The organism is Geodermatophilus aquaeductus (assembly GCF_900182545.1).
Lineage (GTDB): Bacteria > Actinomycetota > Actinomycetes > Mycobacteriales > Geodermatophilaceae > Geodermatophilus > Geodermatophilus aquaeductus.
Genome location: NZ_FXTJ01000001.1, coordinates 182254 through 198471 on the forward strand (window position 1 = coordinate 182254; position 16218 = coordinate 198471).

A 16218-nucleotide genomic window follows, 5' to 3' on the forward strand; every position below is an offset into this window, starting at 1 on the left:
GCCGGTCAGCGCTTCGAGTACTGAGGCGCCTTGCGGGCCTTCTTGAGCCCGTACTTCTTGCGCTCGGTGACGCGCGCGTCACGGGTGAGGAAGCCGGCCTTCTTGAGGGCCGGACGGTCGTCGGCCTCGACGTCGACGAGCGCGCGGGCGATCGCCAGGCGCAGGGCGCCGGCCTGACCGCTGACGCCGCCACCCTTGAGGATGCCGACGACGTCGTACTGCTCGCCCTTCTCCAGGATCACGAACGGCTCGCGGACGAGCTGCTGGTGGACCTTGTTGGGGAAGTACTGCTCGAGGGTCCGGCCGTTGAGGCGGAACTGCCCGCTGCCCGGCACGAGCCGCACGCGGACGATGGCCTCCTTGCGCCGGCCGACGGTCTGGACGGGCCGCCCGTCGGCGTCGGTCACGGTCGGGGCCGTGGTCATGGGGGAGGTCACTGGGCCACCTGCTTGATCTCGAAGGTCTGGGGCAGCTGCGCGGCGTGCGGGTGCTCCGGCCCCGCGTACACCTTCAGCTTCTTGATCATCTGCCGACCGAGGCTGTTGTGCGGCAGCATGCCCTTGACGGCGCGCTCGACGACGCGGTCGGGGTGGGTGCGCAGCTGGTCGCCGACGTTGATGGCGCGCAGGCCGCCCGGGTAGCCGGAGTGGCGGTAGGCGGTCTTCTGGTCGCGCTTGGAGCCGGTCAGCGCGATCTTGTTCGCGTTCACGACGACGACGAAGTCACCGACGTCGACGTGGGGGGCGAACTGGGGCTTGTGCTTGCCGCGCAGCAGGGTCGCGACCTGGCTGGCGAGTCGACCGAGCACCACGTCGGTGGCGTCGATGACGTGCCAGGCCCGCGCGATCTCGCCGGGCTTGGGTGAGTACGTGCGCACGGCGCTCGTGTCCTCCGTCGTCGTCGGGGTGGCTGGTGGGATCGCCTCACCGAGCACGGGAGACGCCGACGGCGCGCGCGCACCAGCCGGCGGCCGCGCACCAGCCGACGACGATACCAGCCGGTCCGTCGGCCGGATCCGCCGCAGGTGACGTGCTGGACCGGCCCCGTCCCGGGTCCCACCCCGAGCCTGCGAGGGGTGGGGAGGACGGGGTCCTTCACCCGTCGATGAGGTCCCGCTGCGCGGGCAGCAGGCGGTCCATCGCCGCGACGTCGTCGGAGGCCCCGAGGCCGAGGACGTCCACGCTGGCCAGGTGGCTGCCGTAGCCGACGTAGCAGCGCTGGTAGTAGCTCTCCCCCGACTCGAACCAGAAGCACGGGGCGTCGGGGATCGAGGGCAGCGAGAACGGGGTGCCGCCGAACTCGGCGTCCTCGAGCTGGGCGAAGGTCGTGTAGACGGTGTTGGTCTCCCTCGACGAGGGGAAGGCGTAGAGCGCGACGGCGTAGCTGAGGTCGGCCTCCTCGGACTGCTTGGAGTAGAAGCCGGTGAACCCGTTGGCGGTGAGCAGCTCGCGCTCGCGGAACGGGTCGATGGCCAGCCGCAGGTAGCCCTCGAGGTCGTAGGGGCCGGAGAAGTCGGTGAACTCCCCCGGCGGGTCGAGGGTCAGCTGCTGCAGGCCGTTCGGGTCGGTGGGCAGCGAGGGCACCTGGTCCTGCGGGGTGGGCTGGAAGGTCTGCAGCAGGGGCACCTGGTCGGCCATGAGCCGGCCGACGTCCTCGAGCCCCTGGCCGGAGCCCGCGGTGTGGTACGCGTAGGCCAGCATCCGGCCGACCGGCACGAACGCCTGGACGACGTCCTCGTCCCCGTTCTCCTGCAGCAGCACCGCGCCGTCGAGGCCCGGCACCTGCGCCGGCGCGTACCCGCCGGTGGCCTGGTCGTCGGCGAGCTCCTGGGCGGCCCGCGCGGCCGACTCGGGGTCGGACAGCTCGGCCACCATCGTCAGCGTGCCGCGGCCGTCGGCGGGGTCGCTGTTGCACTGCCCCCAGGCGGTGACGAAGCCCCAGCGGTCGAGGATCGGCCCGGCCGTCCCGCTGCCGAAGTAGGCGGCGTCGAGGGCGCCGGAGTCGCTCCACGGGCCCGACGGGAAGCAGGTCTCGGTGCGGCTCGGGAAGGTGACCGGCACCAGCGAGGTGACCGAGGCGATCCGGTGGGACTCCAGCAGCGTGCCCACGGTCGGCTCGGGGGCCGGCGTGACGTCGACCGGCGGGTCCGACGGCGTGGTCGTGGCCGGCGGCTCGCTGGTGGTGGGCGGGGCGCTGGCCAGCGGCGTCGCCGTCCCCCTCACGGTGCTGGTGCACCCCGCCAGCAGCACCGCCGCCACGGCCGCTGCCGCGGCCCCCGCCCGCCGACCGCGCGTCCCCGTCACGAGCGGGCAGCCTATTTCGGGCGTCCGCCCAGGTCACGCACCCGCGTGCGGTTCCACCCGGCGGAGCAGGCCGGTCTCGACGTCGTAGACGGTGCCGCAGACGTCCTTCGACAGCAGGAACGGGCTCTCCTGCAGCAGTCGGATCGACTCGCGGACGTCCTCGTCGGCGTCGGTGAACGTGCGCGCCGGCCACGGCGGGCGCACGCCGGTGGCCTGCTCGACCATGTCGGCGAAGGACGCGTCGTCGGTCTTCTGCAGGCCGCAGTCGGTGTGGTGGACCAGCACGATCTCGCGGGTCCCGAGCACGTGCTGGGAGATGGTCAGCGAGCGGATCGTGTCCTCGGTGACGACCCCGCCGGCGTTGCGGATGACGTGCGCGTCACCCACCGCGAGACCCAGCAGCGGGAACAGCGGCATGCGGGAGTCCATGCACGCGACGACGGCGACCTTCCGCGCCGGCGCCACGGGCAGGCCGCCCTGGAAGTCCTGGGCCCACCGCTCGTTGGCGGCCAGCATCCGCTCGTACTCGGCCACGTGCGCGGCTCCTCTCGGGTCTGCGGCATGGGAAGCGATCCGCACGCTCTGCCGGTGCGGACGTGGGGAGAGCTTCCTATGCCGCGGCCCCGCCCACACCGGGACCCCGGAGGTGCGCCAGCCGGGCCGGGGCCCATCCGACAGGATGGCCGGGTGCGCACGGTCGAGGAACACCAGGCGGTGGTCGCCGCCCTGCTCGCGCCGCTCGGCGAGGAGGAGGTGCCGGTGGCCGCGGCGCACGGCCGCGTGCTCGCCCGCGACGTCGCGGCCGGCGTGCCGCTGCCCGGCTTCGACAACTCGGCCATGGACGGCTACGCGGCCCGCTCGGCCGACCTGGCCGGCCTGCCCGTCCGGCTGCCGGTTGCCGACGACATCCCGGCCGGCCGGACCGGCGTCGTCCCCCTCGCCGCGGGCACCGTGCAGCGGATCATGACCGGCGGGCTGCTGCCGCCCGGCGCCGACGTCGTCGTCCCGGTGGAGCTCACCGACGCCGCGACCGACGTCGTCGAGATCCGCGACGCCCCGGCTCCCGGCACCCACCTGCGCCGCGCCGGCGAGGACATCACCGCCGGGACGGTGGCGCTGGAGGCCGGCAGCCCGCTCGGGGCCGCGCAGCTCGGCCTGGCCGCCGCCGTCGGCGCGCGCACGCTGTGGGTCCGTCGCCGGCCCCGGGTGCTGGTGCTCTCCACCGGCAGCGAGCTCGTCGAGCCGGGCGAGCCGCTGCTGCCCGGGCAGGTCTACGAGTCCAACTCGCTGCTGCTGTGCGCCGCCGTGGAGGACGCCGGCGGCACCGCCCGACGGCTGCACTTCGTCCCCGACGACGTCGACCAGTTCCTCACCACGGTGCGCAGCGAACTGGCCGACGCCGACCTGCTGGTGACCAGCGGCGGCGTGAGCGCGGGCGCCTACGAGGTGGTCAAGGACGCGTTCCGGACCCTGGGCACCGTCGAGTTCGGCAAGGTCGCCATGCAGCCGGGCGGGCCGCAGGGCGCGGGCACCGTCGACGGCGTCCCCGTGGTCACGCTGCCGGGGAACCCGGTCAGCTCGTTCGTGTCCTTCGAGGTCTTCGTCCGCCCGGCGCTGCGGCGCGCGCTGGGGCACGCCGCGCCCGACCGGCTGCGGGCGCCCGCGGTGCTCACCGCGCCGCTGCGCTCCCCCGCCGGGCGGCGGCAGTTCCTGCGCGGCCGCTACGACGCCGGCCGCGTCTCGCAGGTCGGCGGGCCGGGCTCGCACCTGGTCGCCCACCTGGCCCGGGCCAACTGCCTGGTCGTCGTGCCCGAGGACGTCACCGAGCTGCCCGCGGGCGCCGCGGTCGACGTCGTGCTGATCGAGGGAGCCCTGCAGTGAGTGAACGCCTGACGCACGTCGACGAGAGGGGCGCCGCCCGGATGGTCGACGTCTCGGCCAAGCCGGTCACCGCCCGGGAGGCCACCGCGGCCGGCCGGGTCCTGGTGAGCCCCGAGGTGGTGGCGCTGCTGCGCGGCGAGGGCGTGCCCAAGGGCGACGCCGTGGCCGTCGCCCGGATCGCCGGCATCGCCGGGGCCAAGCGCACGCCGGACCTCGTCCCGCTGTGCCACCCGATCGCGCTGCACGGCGTCACCGTCGACGTCGAGGTCACCGACGACGCCGTGGAGATCACCGCCACCGCCCGCACCGCGGACCGCACCGGCGTGGAGATGGAGGCGCTGACGTCGGTCGCCGTCGCCGGGCTGACCGTCATCGACATGGTCAAGGCCGTCGACCCGCGGGCCTCGATCACCGACGTGCGACTGCTGGCCAAGTCCGGGGGCAAGAGCGGCGAGTGGCGGCGGTGAGCGGGCTGCCGGCCGGCGCCCGCGCCGTCGTCGTCACCGCGTCCAACCGCGCCTCCGCAGGCGTCTACGAGGACCGCAGCGGGCAGGCGCTGGCCGCGGGGCTTCAGGAGCTCGGGTTTGCCGTCGAGGGCCCGCACGTGCGGCCCGACGACGTCGACGCGCTGGTCGCCGTCCTCCGCGAGGCGGTGGCGTCCGGCGCCGACGTCGTCCTCACCACCGGCGGCACCGGCCTGTCCCCCACCGACGTCACGCCCGAGGCCACCCGCGCCGTGGTCGAGCGCGAGGCGCCCGGCCTGGCCGAGGCGGTGCGGCGCTACGGGGAGGGGAAGGTCCCCACGTCGGTGCTCTCACGCGGCATCGCCGGCACCGCGGGGCGGACGCTCGTCGTCAACCTGCCCGGGTCGACCGGCGGGGTGCGCGACGGCCTGGCCGTGCTCGGCCCGCTGCTCCCCCACGTGGTCAGCCAGCTGCGCGGCGGCGACCACGAGGCATAGGAAGCTCTCCCCACGTCCGGGAGCCGAGGACGTGCGCAGAGCTTCCTATGCCTGCTCGTCCAGGACGAGGCGCTCCTGGCGGGTGTAGACGTTGCAGCCGTCGCCGCGCAGGAAGCCGACGAGCGTGATGCCGACGTCGGCGGCCAGCTCCACCGCCAGCGACGACGGCGCCGACACCGCCGCGAGCACCGGGATGCCGGCCATCGCCGCCTTCTGCGTGAGCTCGAAGCTCGCCCGCCCGCTCACCATCAGCACGTGCCCGGTCAGCGGCACCCGGCCGGCGCGCAGCGCGTCGCCGATCACCTTGTCCACGGCGTTGTGCCGGCCGACGTCCTCGCGCAGCACCACGAGCTCGCCGTCGGCGGTGAACAGCCCGGCCGCGTGCAGCCCGCCGGTCTTGGTGAACACCTCCTGCGCCGCGCGCAGCCGGTCGGGCAGCGCCAGCAGGGTGGCCAGCTCCAGGCGGGTGGCGTCGGCGGCGACGTCGTGGCGGGTGCGCGTGCGGATCGCGTCGATGCTCGCCTTGCCGCACACGCCGCACGAGCTCGAGGTGAGGAAGTTGCGGTCCAGGGCGGTGTCCGGCGGCTCCACGCCCGGCGCCAGGTCGACGTCGACGACGTTGTAGGTGTTGCGGCCCTCGTCGTCGACGCTGTTGCAGTAGCGCAGCCCGGCGACGTCCTCGATGCCGGCGATGACGCCCTCGGTGGCGAGGAAGCCGTGCACGAGGTCGAAGTCCGCGCCCGGCGTCCGCATGGTGACCGCCAGCGGCGCCCCGTTCAGGCGGATCTCGAGCGGCTCCTCCGCGGCCACCGTGTCGGGCCGGGTGGTGCGCACGGGTCCGCGGATGCGCAGCACGGGTGTGCGGCTGGTGACTCGTCCCACGATGAGGGACGGTACCCACGCCCGGCCCCTACGGTCGGTCCGTGACCGCACCGGACCCGCTCCCGCCCTACGCGGCGGTGGTGCTCGCCGGTGGCCGCGCCGCCCGGCTCGGCGGGCGGGCGAAGCCGCAGCTCGAGGTGGGCGGGCGCACGATGCTCGAGGCGGTGCTCGCCGCGGTCGCCGACGCAGCGCCGCGGGTCGTCGTCGGCCCGCCCCAGCCGGTGCCCGCCGGGGTCCGCGTCCTGCGCGAGCAGCCGCCGGGCGGCGGCCCGGTCGCCGCGATGCGCGCGGGGCTGGCCGCCGTCGACTCCGACGTCGTCGCGGTGCTCGCCGGCGACCTGCCGTTCGTGACGCCCGCCCTGCTCGCCGACCTGCGGGCGCGGCTCACGGCCGACGGTGTCCTGGTGGTCGACGACGCCGGCCGCGACCAGTACCTGCTCGGCGTCTGGCGCACGGCGGCGCTGCGCGCCGCCCTGCGCGGTACCGAGGGTCCCGTGCCGGTGCGCCGGGTGGTGGGCCGGCTGTCGGTCACCCGCCACTCCCCCGCCCGCGAGCCGGGGACGCCGCCGCCCTGGACCGACTGCGACACCCCCGCCGACCTAGCCCGCGCCCGCGCCGCCGCCGGCGGGTGACGGGTCCCGACGAGGGGTAGGGCGGAGGCATGCGCGTCGTCATCGCCGGAGCCCACGGTCAGGTCGCCCGCCATCTCGGCCGGCTGCTCACCGGTCGCGGGGACACCGTGGTCGGCATCGTCCGCAACCCCGCCCATACTCCCGACCTGGAGGCCGACGGCGTCACGCCCGCGCTGCTGGACCTGGAGTCCGTCTCCGTCGACGACGTCGCCGAGGTGGTGCGCGGCGCCGACGCGGTCGTCTTCGCGGCCGGCGCCGGTCCGAACAGCGGCGAGGCCCGCAAGCACACCGTCGACCACGGCGCCGCCGTCCTGCTGGCCGACGCCGCCGAGCGCGCCGGCGTCCGCCCCTACCTGCTGGTGTCCTCGATGGGCGTCGAGCAGGCCCGGAAGGGGACACCGAAGGGCATGGACCCCGTCTTCGCCGTCTACCTGCAGGCCAAGCTGCGCGCCGAGGACGTGATCCTGCCCCGCACGGCCCTCGACGTCGTGATCGTGCGGCCGGGACGGCTGACCGACGAGCCCGGCACCGGCCGCGTCCGGCTCGAACACGGGGTCGAGTACGGCGAGGTCCCCCGCGACGACGTCGCCGCGGTGCTGCTCGCCCTCCTCGACGCCGGGAAGACGAACGAGGTCGTGGAGCTGGTCTCCGGTGACACCCCCATCGCCGACGCCGTGGCGGCCCTGCCCTAGCTGCGCAGCGCCCGGGTCCTCTCGGCGCGGGCGGCGAGGTCTTCGTCGGCCGGGTAGTCGACCCGCAGCAGGGCCAGCCCGCCCGGCGGGGCGACGGCGACCTCGTCGGCCCGCTGGCGACGGCTGAGCAGCTGCGCCGGCCACTCGGGCGCCCGGCGGCCCTCCCCGACGGCGAGCAGCGCGCCGACGAGGCTGCGCACCATCGAGTGGCAGAACGCGTCGGCCGACGCCCGGACGGTCACGACGTCGCCGTCCCGTTCGACGCCGAGGTCCAGGAGCACGCGGATCGTCGTCGCCCCCTCCCGGCGGCGGCAGAAGGCGGCGAAGTCGTGCTGCCCCAGGAGCAGCCGCGCGGCGGCGTCCATGGCGGCCGCGTCGATCCGGCGCGGCCAGCCGACGGTGTCCGCGCGGCGCAGCGGCGGCGGCCCGGCGTCGCTGTCGGTCAGCCGGTAGGCGTAGTGCCGCGCCAGCGCCCCGAAGCGGGCGTCGAAGCCCGGCGGGGCCTCGGTGACGGCGGGGACGGCGACGTCGGGCGGCAGCAGCCCGCGCAGCCGGCGCACCAGGCGCTCGCGCTGGTCCTCCCAGACCGCGCGCGGGACGTCGGTGTGCGCCACCTGGCCGGTCGCGTGCACCCCGGCGTCGGTCCGGCCGGCCACGGTCAGGGCGACCGGGGTCCGCAGCACGGTGGTCAGCGCGGACTCCAGCTCGTGCTGCACGGTGCGCCGACCCGGCTGGCGGGCCCAGCCGGAGAAGTCCGTCCCGTCGTAGGCCACGGCCAGCCGGAGACGGACGAGCCCGCCCCCGGGGTCGGGGACGGGCTCGTCGGGGTGGTGCTGGGTGTCCAGGGGACTACTGCGGGTCGGGCGCGGACTCGCCGCCGGGGGCGTGGGTGCCCGCGGTCGCGGCGTCGCCGAGTTCGGCGGCCTCGATCTCGGCGGCCGCGGCAGCGGCCACGTCCGGAGACAGCGCCGGGTCCTCGACCACGGCCACGTTCTCCGCCCGCGGCTCCGGGGTCACGTCCCCGTCGTCCTGGCGCTCGCCGTCGGGGTTGTAGAGGTCGGTGACGACCTCCTGCGCCTCGGGGTCGACGTTCCCCCCGGTGACGGCCGGCGAGGTGTCGCCGCCGGGCCCGGTGGTCTCGCCCTCGAACGTCGCGCCCTGGTCGCCGCCGCCGGCGGAGACCCCGGCCGCGCCGGCGTTGCCGTCCGCGCCCGGCTGCTCACTCACTTGGTGCCGTCCGCGTCCTCGGTGTCACCCGGGGTCTCGGCGTCGGCGGCCACGACCTCGGTGGTGTCCTCGGCAGCGGCGTCGTCGGCGACGGCGTCGTCGGTGGCGTCGACCTCGGCGGCGTCGACCTCCGCGGTCTCGTCGGCGTCGGCGGCCTCGATGGCATCGGCGGTGACCTCACCGGAGGCGGCCGCCGTGCCGGCGCCGGAGGCGAAGCGGGTGCCGCGGGCGCGCTCGGCCTCGCCGACGGCCTGCTGGCCGACGGTCAGAGCCTCGACGAGCTCGATGACGGCCATGGGGGCGTTGTCGCCCTTGCGCGGGCCGACCTTGGTGATGCGGGTGTAGCCGCCGGGCCGGTTCTCGTAGCGCGGGCCGATCTCGGCGAACAGGTGGTGGACGACGTCCTTGTCCCGGATGACCGTCATGACCTGCCGGCGGGCGTGCAGGTCACCGCGCTTGGCGAAGGTGACGAGCTTCTCGGCGTACGGGCGCAGCCGCTTCGCCTTCGCCTCGGTGGTGGTGATCCGCCCGTGCTCGAACAGCGACGTGGCCAGGTTGGCCAGCATCAGCCGCTCGTGGGCGGAGGAGCCGCCGAGACGGGGGCCCTTGGTGGGGGTGGGCATGTCGGTCCTTCCTCAGGCGGCCGGACGGGGCGTTCGCCGGCTGCTACCAGGTGGTGCTGTCGTCGCTGTTCTCAGTGTGGCGGGCGCTGCCGGTGCCGTGGACACCGGCCCGGCCGGGCGGCGGGGTACCCCGCCGCCCGGCGGGCGCAGCGTCAGAGCTGCTCGGTCTCCTGGTAGGAGCCGTCGTCGTACTGGACCTGCCCGTACTCGGTGCCGTACTCGGCGGTGCCGTGGTAGGCGTCGGTCTCGTAGCCCTCGTCGTAGCTCTCGACCGAGGTCGGGATGAACCCGGGCGGGCTGTCCTTGAGCGCCAGGCCCATGGCCGCCAGCTTCATCTTGACCTCGTCGATCGACTTGGCCCCGAAGTTGCGGATGTCGAGCAGGTCGGCCTCCGAGCGGGTGACCAGCTCGCCGACGGTGTGCACACCCTCGCGCTTGAGGCAGTTGTAGGACCGGACGGTGAGGTCCATGTCCTCGATCGGCATCGAGAAGTTCGCGATGTCGGCGGCCTCGGCCGGGCTGGGGCCGACCTCGATGCCCTCGGCGTCGACGTTGAGCTCGCGCAGCAGGCCGAACAGCTCGACCAGCGTGGAGCCGGCGGAGGCGATGGCGTCGCGCGGGGCGATCGACGGCTTGGTCTCGACGTCGACCACGAGGCGGTCGAAGTCGGTGCGCTGCTCGACGCGGGTGGCCTCGACGGCGTAGGTGACCTTGAGGACCGGCGAGTAGATCGAGTCGACCGGGATGCGGCCGATCTCCTGGCCGGGCTGCTTGTTCTGCGGCGCCGGGACGTAGCCGCGGCCCCGCTCGACGACCAGCTCGATCTCGAGGCGGCCCTTGCCGTTGAGGGTGGCGATGTGCAGGTCGGGGTTGTGCACCTCGACACCGGCCGGGGGCGCGATGTCGGCGGCGGTGACCTCACCGGGGCCCTGCTTGCGCAGGTACATGGTCACCGGCTCGTCGGAGTCGGAGCTGACCACGAGACCCTTGAGGTTCAGGATGATCTCGGTGACGTCCTCCTTGACCCCGGGCACGGTCGTGAACTCGTGCAGGGTGCCCTCGATGCGGATGCTGGTGACAGCAGCGCCGGGGATCGACGACAGGAGGGTGCGGCGCAGCGAGTTGCCGAGGGTGTAGCCGAAGCCGGGCTCCAGCGGCTCGATGACGAACCGCGAGCGCTGCTCGGAGATGGTCTCCTCGGTCAGCGTCGGACGCTGTGCGATGAGCATGGGGGTGTTCTCCTTCGGGTCCTCCGGCGACCGCCATATGACGCCGTGAGGGGGGGTGGTGCAGGCCCCGGCGGACATCGGTCCGCCCGCCGGGGCCGGGTGGTGCTGCACTGCGGTGGTGCTGTCCTGCGGTGGTGCCGCGAGCCCTTACTTGGAGTAGAGCTCGACGATCAGCTGCTCCTGGACCGGGGTGTCGATGACCTGGCGGGCCGGGACGCTGTGCACGACGGCGCGCAGCTGGCCGCTGATGACCTCGAGCCACGGCGGCACGGGGCGCTCGCCGGCGCGGGCCTGGGCGATCTCGAAGGGCACCATCCGCCGCGACTTCTCGGCGACCTCGACGATGTCGTTCGCGCTCACCCGGTAGGACGGGATGTCGACCTTGCGGCCGTTGACCCGGATGTGGCCGTGCTTGACCAGCTGGCGGGCCATGTCGCGGCTCTCGCCCCAGCCGGCCCGGTACACGACGTTGTCCAGGCGGGACTCGAGGATCTGCAGCAGGACCTCACCGGTCTTGCCGGTCTTGCGGTTGGCCTCCTCGTAGTAGCCGCGGAACTGCTTCTCGAGGACGCCGTAGATCCGGCGGGCCTTCTGCTTCTCGCGCAGCTGCAGGAGGTACTCGCTGTCCTTGCTGCGGCCCCGGCCGTGCTCGCCCGGCGGGTACGGCCGGATCTCGATCGGGCACTTCGGGGACTCGCACTTGCTGCCCTTGAGGAACAGCTTCATCTTCTCGCGCCGACACAGGCGGCAGTCGGCTCCGGCGTAACGGGCCACGTCAGGTGCTCCTCGTTCTTCTCGTCAGTGGCCGGTCAGACCCGGCGGCGCTTCTTCGGGCGGCAGCCGTTGTGCGGCTGCGGGGTCACGTCCTGGATCTGCCCGACCTCGAGGCCGGTGGCCTGCAGCGAGCGGATCGCGGTCTCACGACCCGAGCCCGGGCCCTTCACGAAGACGTCGACCTTGCGCATGCCGTGCTCCTGGGCCTTGCGCGCGGCGTTCTCGGCGGCCATCTGCGCAGCGAACGGCGTCGACTTGCGCGAGCCCTTGAAGCCGACGTGGCCGGCGGAGGCCCAGCTGATGACGTTCCCGGTCGGGTCGGTGATCGACACGATCGTGTTGTTGAACGTGCTCTTGATGTGCGCGGCGCCGTGGGCGACGTTCTTCTTCTCCTTGCGGCGGACCTTCTTGGCACCAGCCGCGGCGCGAGCCCTGGGAGGCATGTCTCTCCGGTTCCTTCTGACGTATGGCCTGGAAACACACGCGCAGCCCGTCGCTCCCGCCCTCACGGGTCGCCACGACGGGCCGCTGCGCGGCTTACTTCTTGCCGGCCTTCTTCTTGCCGGCGATGGTCTTGCGCGGGCCCTTGCTCGAGCGCGCGTTGGTACGGGTGCGCTGACCGTGGACGGGCAGTCCACGCCGGTGCCGCAGGCCCTGGTAGCAGCCGATCTCCACCTTGCGGCGGATGTCGGCGGCCACCTCGCGGCGCAGGTCACCCTCGACGCGGAAGTGCTCGTCGATGTAGTCACGCAGGCGCAGCAGGTCCTCGTCGGAGAGGTCCCGGACGCGCAGGTCCGGGCTGACGCCGGTCGCCGTCAGGGTCTCCTTGGCGTGGGTCTTGCCGATCCCGTAGATGTAGGTGAGCGCGACCTCCATCCGCTTGTCGCGGGGCAGGTCGACGCCGGCCAGTCGTGCCATGTCTCAGGTACTCCCTCAGCCCTGCCGCTGCTTGTGGCGGGCGTTGTCGCAGATGACCATGACCCGGCCGTGCCGGCGGATCACCTTGCACTTGTCGCAGATCTTCTTCACCGACGGCTGGACCTTCACCGGTGCCGCCCCTCATTCCTGTCGATCGATGGCCGCCCACGCGGCACCCGGAGGTGCCCCGCGCCGGCGGCGGTCACTTGTAGCGGTAGACGATGCGACCGCGGGTCAGGTCGTAGGGCGAGAGCTCCACGACGACGCGGTCCTCGGGCAGGATGCGGATGTAGTGCTGCCGCATCTTGCCGCTGATGTGGGCGAGCACCCGGTGCCCGTTCTGCAGCTCGACCCGGAACATCGCGTTGGGCAGCGGCTCGACGACGCGACCCTCGACCTCGATGGCCCCGTCCTTCTTCGCCATGCCCTACACGGCCTCCCTGACTCGGTGGTGCTGGTGGTGTGGTGCTGGAGTCGCGTGCGGCCACGCCGGAGCCCGGCCCGGGTCGCACACGGTGGTTGCAGATCAGGTGGTGCAGACACTCCCGCGAGGGCGTCCCGCATCGCGCGGCCACAGCACGACGACAGGACGGCGCGAGCGCCATCGGCAACTGTACCCCGCCTGTGGACGGCGATCCAACCCGGCCTCGGTCACAGCGGCCCTCGTACGGGCCTCAGGTGCGGGGCGTGATCCCGAAGGGCGCCAGCCCTGCGACGCCGCCGTCCTCCGCGGTGAGGACCCACGGGCCCTCGGGGGTGATGGCGACGGTGTGCTCGAAGTGCGCGGCGCGCGAGCCGTCCTTGGTGACGACCGTCCAGCCGTCCTCGAGCTCGACGGTGGCCGGGTCGCCGACGGTCACCATCGGCTCGATGGCCAGCGCGAGGCCCGGCACGAGCTGGGGACCGCGGCCGGCGCGGCCGTAGTTGAGGACGTGCGGGTCCTGGTGCATCTCGGTGCCGATGCCGTGCCCGCCGTAGTGGTCGACGATGCCGTAGGGGTGCTGCTCGGCGGTGACGACGTCCTCGACGGCCGCGCTGATGTCGGTCAGCCGGCCACCGGCGACGGCGCGGGCGAGCCCGGCCCACATGCTGCGCTCGGTGACGTCGATGAGCGCGGCGTCCTCGGCCGACGGCGGGCCGACGGTCACGGTCACGGCGGAGTCGCCGTGCCACCCGTGCAGGATGGCGCCGCAGTCGATGGAGATGTTGTCGCCCTCGGCGAGCGTCCGGTCCGGGTTGGGGATGCCGTGGACGATCTCGTCGTTGATCGAGGCGCAGATGCTGCCGGTGAAGCCGTGGTAGCCCAGGAACGACGGGATCGCCCCGGCCGACCGGATGGTGTCCTCGGCGATCGCGTCGAGCTCGCCGGTGGTCACGCCGGGCCGCACGGCCGCCCGGACCGCGGCGATCGCGCGCGCGACGACCAGGCCGGCGCCGCGCATGAGCTCGATCTCCTGCGGTGTCTTGATCTGGATCATGCGTCCACTCCACTTCGCCAGCAGCGGGAGGCGGGTCAGGATCCCGGCCGACATCGGCGGCGCCGTCCCCTCAGCTGTCGCTCGGCTGCCCGGGCTGCGGAGTACGGCCCAGGGCGGTCATCACCCGGGCGGTGACCTCCTCGACGGAGCCGATCGCGTCGATGCGCGACAGCAGCCCCTCGCCGTCGTAGAACCCCGACAGCGGCGCCGTCTGTTCCCGGTACACGTGCAGACGGCGCCGGACGGTCTCGGGCTTGTCGTCCTCGCGCTGCACCCACTCGCCGTCGACCAGCATCCGGCGGCCGGAGAGCCGGCGCACCAGCTCGTCCTCGTCGACGACGAGCTCGACGACGCGGTCGAGGCCGTGCCCCAGCTCCTCGAGGGAGGCCCGCAGCTGCTCGGCCTGGGGGATGGTCCGCGGGAAGCCGTCGAGCAGGAAGCCGGCCTTGGCGTCCGGCTCCGCGAGCCGGTCCTTGACCATGGCGACGGTGACCTCGTCGGGCACCAGGTCGCCGGCGTCCATGAAGACCTTCGCCTTCAGGCCCAGCTCGGTCTGGCCGCTGACGTTGGCGCGGAAGATGTCCCCGGTCGAGATGGCGGGGACGGCGAGCTGGCCGGCGATGACCTGGGCCTGCGTGCCCTTGCCGGCACCGGGCGGACCCAGCAGCACGATGCGCACTACTTCAGGAACCCTTCGTAGTTGCGCTGGTTGAGCTGCGTCTCGATCTGCTTCACGGTCTCCAAGCCCACTCCCACCATGATCAGCACTGCGGTCCCGCCGAACGGGAAGTTCTGGTTGGCTCCCTGCTGCGTGATCGACAGGAAGAAGTTGGGCAGCACCGCGACGATGCCCAGGTAGATCGACCCGGGCAGGGTGATCCGGGACAGCACGTACTGCAGGTACTCCGCCGTCGGCCGGCCCGGGCGGATGCCGGGGATGAAGCCGCCGTAGCGCTTCATGTCGTCGGCCCGCTCCTCGGGGTTGAAGGTGATCGACACGTAGAAGTACGTGAAGAACACGATCAGGCCGAAGTACAGCGCCACGTGCACGGGACTGCTCTGGTCGATGACGTAGTTCTCGAAGAACTGCCGGACCGGGCCGGTCTCGTCACCCTGCAGCTGGGTGATCAGCTGCGGCAGGTACAGCAGCGACGAGGCGAAGATGACCGGGATGACGCCGGCCTGGTTGACCTTCAGCGGCAGGTAGGTCGACGTCCCGCCGTACATGCGGCGGCCGACCATGCGCTTGGCGTACTGGACCGGGATGCGGCGCTGTGCCTGTTCGACGTAGATCACCGCCCCGATGATCAGCAGGGCGAAGGCACAGACGACGGTGAAGACGACGCCGCCGCGGGTCTGCAGGATCGAGCCGCCCTCGGCCGGGATGCGCGCGGCGATCGAGGTGAAGATCAGCACGGACATGCCGTTGCCGATCCCCTTCTCGGTGAGCAGCTCGCCGAGCCACATGATCACCGCGGTGCCGGCGGTCAGGGCGATGACCAGCACGACCGTCGTCCAGATGCTGTCGGACGGGATGATGTCCTGCTGGCAGCCCGGGAACAGCTGGCCGCTGCGGGCCAGGGCGATGATGCCGGTGCTCTGCAGGACCGCCAGGGCGATCGTGAGGTAGCGGGTGTACTGGGTCAGCTTCTGCTGGCCCGACTGCCCTTCCTTCTTCAGCTGCTCGAAGCGCGGGATCACCACCACCAGCAGCTGCACGATGATGCTCGCCGTGATGTACGGCATGATCCCCAGCGCGAAGATCGACAGCCGGAGCAGCGCGCCACCGGAGAACAGGTTGACCAGCGAGTAGACGTCGCGCTGGCTGCCCTGCGAGGCCTGCTCGAGACAGCTGTTGATCGCCTCGACGGAGACGCCCGGACCGGGCACCGAGGCACCCAGCCGGTAGACGGCGATCATCGCCAGGGAGAACAGCAACTTTCGCCGGAGGTCTGGCGTCCGGAACGCCGCGGCGAACGCCTGCAGCACGTGCCCTCCCCTGCTCGGTCGGATGAGGTTAGCAACGGTGGGGGTCGCGCCGGTCACACCCTCCCCCGTCGGTGGTGACCGGCGGGGCGGGGCGGACGGCTCCCCCGGCCCGTGCGCGGTGCGCCGGGCCGGACAGCAGACGACCCCCGGGGCGCTGGTGCTCCCCGGGGGTCGTCGGCGGTCAGATGCGGGTGGTGCTGCCCCCGGCCGCGGCGATCTTCTCGGCGGCGGAGGCGGAGAAGGCGTGCGCGTGCACGGTGACCTGGACGCCGCCCAGCTCACCGGTCCCGAGGACCTTCACCGGCTGACCCCGGCGGACGGCGCCGGCGGCAGCGAGGTTGTCGGGGTCGACGTGCCCGCCCTGCGGGAACAGCGCCGCGATCCGGTCGAGGTTGACGACCTGGAACACGACCCGGTTCGGGTTCTTGAAGCCCGACATCTTGGGCAGCCGCATGTGCAGCGGCGTCTGGCCGCCCTCGAAGCGCGCGGAGGTGTTGCCACGCGCCCCGGTGCCCTTGGTGCCGCGACCGGCGGTCTTGCCCTTGGAGCCCTCACCACGGCCGACTCGCGTCTTGGGGGTGTGGGCGCCGGGGGCCGGACGCAGGTGGTGGATCTTGATGGTCATGAGG

23 protein-coding genes are annotated in these 16218 nt (G+C 73.3%); 5 read left to right on the forward strand and 18 right to left on the reverse strand.

All coding sequences use genetic code 11. The features are described from left to right. Positions 1-5 precede the first annotated feature (5 nt). From rpsI to FN207_RS00845, 4 genes are all read right to left on the reverse strand, one after another. Positions 6-437 (reverse strand): 30S ribosomal protein S9, encoded by a 432-nt coding sequence (rpsI, locus tag FN207_RS00830; RefSeq protein WP_425459837.1) that lies wholly within the window; start codon positions 435-437, stop codon positions 6-8. Further along, positions 434-877 (reverse strand): 50S ribosomal protein L13, encoded by a 444-nt coding sequence (gene rplM, locus FN207_RS00835; RefSeq protein WP_110905714.1) that lies wholly within the window; start codon positions 875-877, stop codon positions 434-436. Before rplM ends, rpsI begins: the two co-directional genes overlap by 4 nt. 217 nt (positions 878-1094) lie before the next feature. Beyond that, positions 1095-2303: a DUF7373 family lipoprotein gene (locus FN207_RS00840; protein WP_142456518.1), complete on the reverse strand. Its 1209-nt coding sequence runs from the start codon at positions 2301-2303 to the stop codon at positions 1095-1097. 33 nt (positions 2304-2336) lie between these two features. After that, positions 2337-2837, reverse strand: coding sequence for a beta-class carbonic anhydrase (locus FN207_RS00845; protein ID WP_142456519.1), 501 nt, complete (start codon positions 2835-2837; stop codon positions 2337-2339). A gap of 153 nt (positions 2838-2990) precedes the next feature. Here FN207_RS00845 and moeA point away from each other — a divergent pair, with 153 nt between their 5' ends. The 3 genes from moeA to FN207_RS00860 are packed head-to-tail and all read left to right on the forward strand — an operon-like array spanning position 2991 to position 5145. After that, the gene (gene moeA / locus FN207_RS00850) at positions 2991-4184 is read left to right on the forward strand and encodes a molybdopterin molybdotransferase MoeA (RefSeq protein WP_142456520.1); all 1194 of its coding nucleotides are present in this window, start codon (positions 2991-2993) and stop codon (positions 4182-4184) included. Then, positions 4181-4651: a cyclic pyranopterin monophosphate synthase MoaC gene (gene moaC, locus FN207_RS00855; RefSeq protein ID WP_110905718.1), complete on the forward strand. Its 471-nt coding sequence runs from the start codon at positions 4181-4183 to the stop codon at positions 4649-4651. Before moeA ends, moaC begins: the two co-directional genes overlap by 4 nt. After that, a complete protein-coding gene (locus FN207_RS00860; protein ID WP_142456521.1) occupies positions 4648-5145 on the forward strand; it encodes a MogA/MoaB family molybdenum cofactor biosynthesis protein in 498 nt (165 codons plus the stop codon). Before moaC ends, FN207_RS00860 begins: the two co-directional genes overlap by 4 nt. Positions 5146-5190: 45 nt before the next feature. Here the strand turns inward: FN207_RS00860 and fdhD are convergent, their stop codons facing one another. Next, a complete protein-coding gene (gene fdhD, locus FN207_RS00865) occupies positions 5191-6027 on the reverse strand; it encodes a formate dehydrogenase accessory sulfurtransferase FdhD (RefSeq protein ID WP_142456522.1) in 837 nt (278 codons plus the stop codon). 41 nt (positions 6028-6068) lie between these two features. Between fdhD and mobA the strand changes: the two genes are divergently transcribed. Together mobA and FN207_RS00875 are read left to right on the forward strand one after the other, a co-directional pair. After that, on the forward strand, positions 6069-6659 hold the full coding sequence (gene mobA, locus FN207_RS00870; protein WP_142456523.1) for a molybdenum cofactor guanylyltransferase: 591 nt from the start codon (positions 6069-6071) through the stop codon (positions 6657-6659). Between the two features lie 29 nt (positions 6660-6688). Then, complete coding sequence (locus tag FN207_RS00875) at positions 6689-7351, forward strand: SDR family oxidoreductase (RefSeq protein WP_142456524.1); 663 nt, start codon at positions 6689-6691, stop codon at positions 7349-7351. On the opposite strand, the gene truA is transcribed toward FN207_RS00875, so the two are convergent. The 13 genes from truA to rplO form a co-directional block, all read right to left on the reverse strand. After that, positions 7348-8124 (reverse strand): tRNA pseudouridine(38-40) synthase TruA, encoded by a 777-nt coding sequence (gene truA / locus FN207_RS00880; RefSeq protein WP_246065657.1) that lies wholly within the window; start codon positions 8122-8124, stop codon positions 7348-7350. The genes FN207_RS00875 and truA overlap by 4 nt on opposite strands. Positions 8125-8200: 76 nt before the next feature. After that, the gene (locus FN207_RS00885; RefSeq protein WP_142456526.1) at positions 8201-8578 is read right to left on the reverse strand and encodes a hypothetical protein; all 378 of its coding nucleotides are present in this window, start codon (positions 8576-8578) and stop codon (positions 8201-8203) included. Further along, the gene (gene rplQ, locus FN207_RS27480; protein ID WP_142456527.1) at positions 8575-9201 is read right to left on the reverse strand and encodes a 50S ribosomal protein L17; all 627 of its coding nucleotides are present in this window, start codon (positions 9199-9201) and stop codon (positions 8575-8577) included. The genes FN207_RS00885 and rplQ overlap by 4 nt, the downstream gene beginning before the upstream one ends. A 152-nt stretch (positions 9202-9353) precedes the next feature. Then, positions 9354-10430, reverse strand: coding sequence for a DNA-directed RNA polymerase subunit alpha (locus FN207_RS00895; protein WP_110905725.1), 1077 nt, complete (start codon positions 10428-10430; stop codon positions 9354-9356). A gap of 147 nt (positions 10431-10577) precedes the next feature. Next, positions 10578-11204, reverse strand: a complete 627-nt coding sequence (gene rpsD, locus FN207_RS00900; protein WP_110905726.1) for a 30S ribosomal protein S4 — start codon at positions 11202-11204, stop codon at positions 10578-10580. A 35-nt stretch (positions 11205-11239) separates the two neighbouring features. Continuing rightward, the gene (gene rpsK, locus FN207_RS00905) at positions 11240-11647 is read right to left on the reverse strand and encodes a 30S ribosomal protein S11 (RefSeq protein WP_012950456.1); all 408 of its coding nucleotides are present in this window, start codon (positions 11645-11647) and stop codon (positions 11240-11242) included. Between the two features lie 94 nt (positions 11648-11741). Beyond that, positions 11742-12122 carry a 30S ribosomal protein S13 gene (gene rpsM, locus FN207_RS00910; RefSeq protein ID WP_093578184.1) on the reverse strand — a complete coding sequence of 127 codons (381 nt, stop codon included), beginning with the start codon at positions 12120-12122 and terminating at the stop codon, positions 11742-11744. Between the two features lie 15 nt (positions 12123-12137). Beyond that, complete coding sequence (rpmJ, locus tag FN207_RS00915; RefSeq protein WP_012950458.1) at positions 12138-12251, reverse strand: 50S ribosomal protein L36; 114 nt, start codon at positions 12249-12251, stop codon at positions 12138-12140. A 73-nt stretch (positions 12252-12324) separates the two neighbouring features. Continuing rightward, positions 12325-12546: a translation initiation factor IF-1 gene (gene infA / locus FN207_RS00920; protein ID WP_012950459.1), complete on the reverse strand. Its 222-nt coding sequence runs from the start codon at positions 12544-12546 to the stop codon at positions 12325-12327. Positions 12547-12796: 250 nt separating this feature from the next. Beyond that, positions 12797-13600 (reverse strand): type I methionyl aminopeptidase, encoded by an 804-nt coding sequence (map, locus tag FN207_RS00925; protein ID WP_142456528.1) that lies wholly within the window; start codon positions 13598-13600, stop codon positions 12797-12799. A 70-nt stretch (positions 13601-13670) separates the two neighbouring features. Further along, the gene (locus FN207_RS00930; protein WP_425459838.1) at positions 13671-14270 is read right to left on the reverse strand and encodes an adenylate kinase; all 600 of its coding nucleotides are present in this window, start codon (positions 14268-14270) and stop codon (positions 13671-13673) included. Between the two features lie 8 nt (positions 14271-14278). Continuing rightward, a complete protein-coding gene (gene secY, locus FN207_RS00935) occupies positions 14279-15589 on the reverse strand; it encodes a preprotein translocase subunit SecY (RefSeq protein ID WP_142456530.1) in 1311 nt (436 codons plus the stop codon). Between the two features lie 181 nt (positions 15590-15770). After that, the gene (gene rplO / locus FN207_RS00940) at positions 15771-16214 is read right to left on the reverse strand and encodes a 50S ribosomal protein L15 (RefSeq protein WP_142456531.1); all 444 of its coding nucleotides are present in this window, start codon (positions 16212-16214) and stop codon (positions 15771-15773) included. Positions 16215-16218 lie beyond the last annotated feature (4 nt).

Coding starts and splice junctions, on each gene's coding strand:
- FN207_RS00875 (WP_142456524.1), top strand. CDS start 6,689: ATGCGCGTCGTCATCGCCGGAGCCCACGGTCAGGTCGCCCGCCATCTC.
- rplQ (WP_142456527.1), bottom strand. CDS start 9,201: ATGCCCACCCCCACCAAGGGCCCCCGTCTCGGCGGCTCCTCCGCCCAC.
- FN207_RS00895 (WP_110905725.1), bottom strand. CDS start 10,430: ATGCTCATCGCACAGCGTCCGACGCTGACCGAGGAGACCATCTCCGAG.
- rpsK (WP_012950456.1), bottom strand. CDS start 11,647: ATGCCTCCCAGGGCTCGCGCCGCGGCTGGTGCCAAGAAGGTCCGCCGC.
- rpsM (WP_093578184.1), bottom strand. CDS start 12,122: ATGGCACGACTGGCCGGCGTCGACCTGCCCCGCGACAAGCGGATGGAG.
- infA (WP_012950459.1), bottom strand. CDS start 12,546: ATGGCGAAGAAGGACGGGGCCATCGAGGTCGAGGGTCGCGTCGTCGAG.
- map (WP_142456528.1), bottom strand. CDS start 13,600: ATGATCCAGATCAAGACACCGCAGGAGATCGAGCTCATGCGCGGCGCC.
- rplO (WP_142456531.1), bottom strand. CDS start 16,214: ATGACCATCAAGATCCACCACCTGCGTCCGGCCCCCGGCGCCCACACC.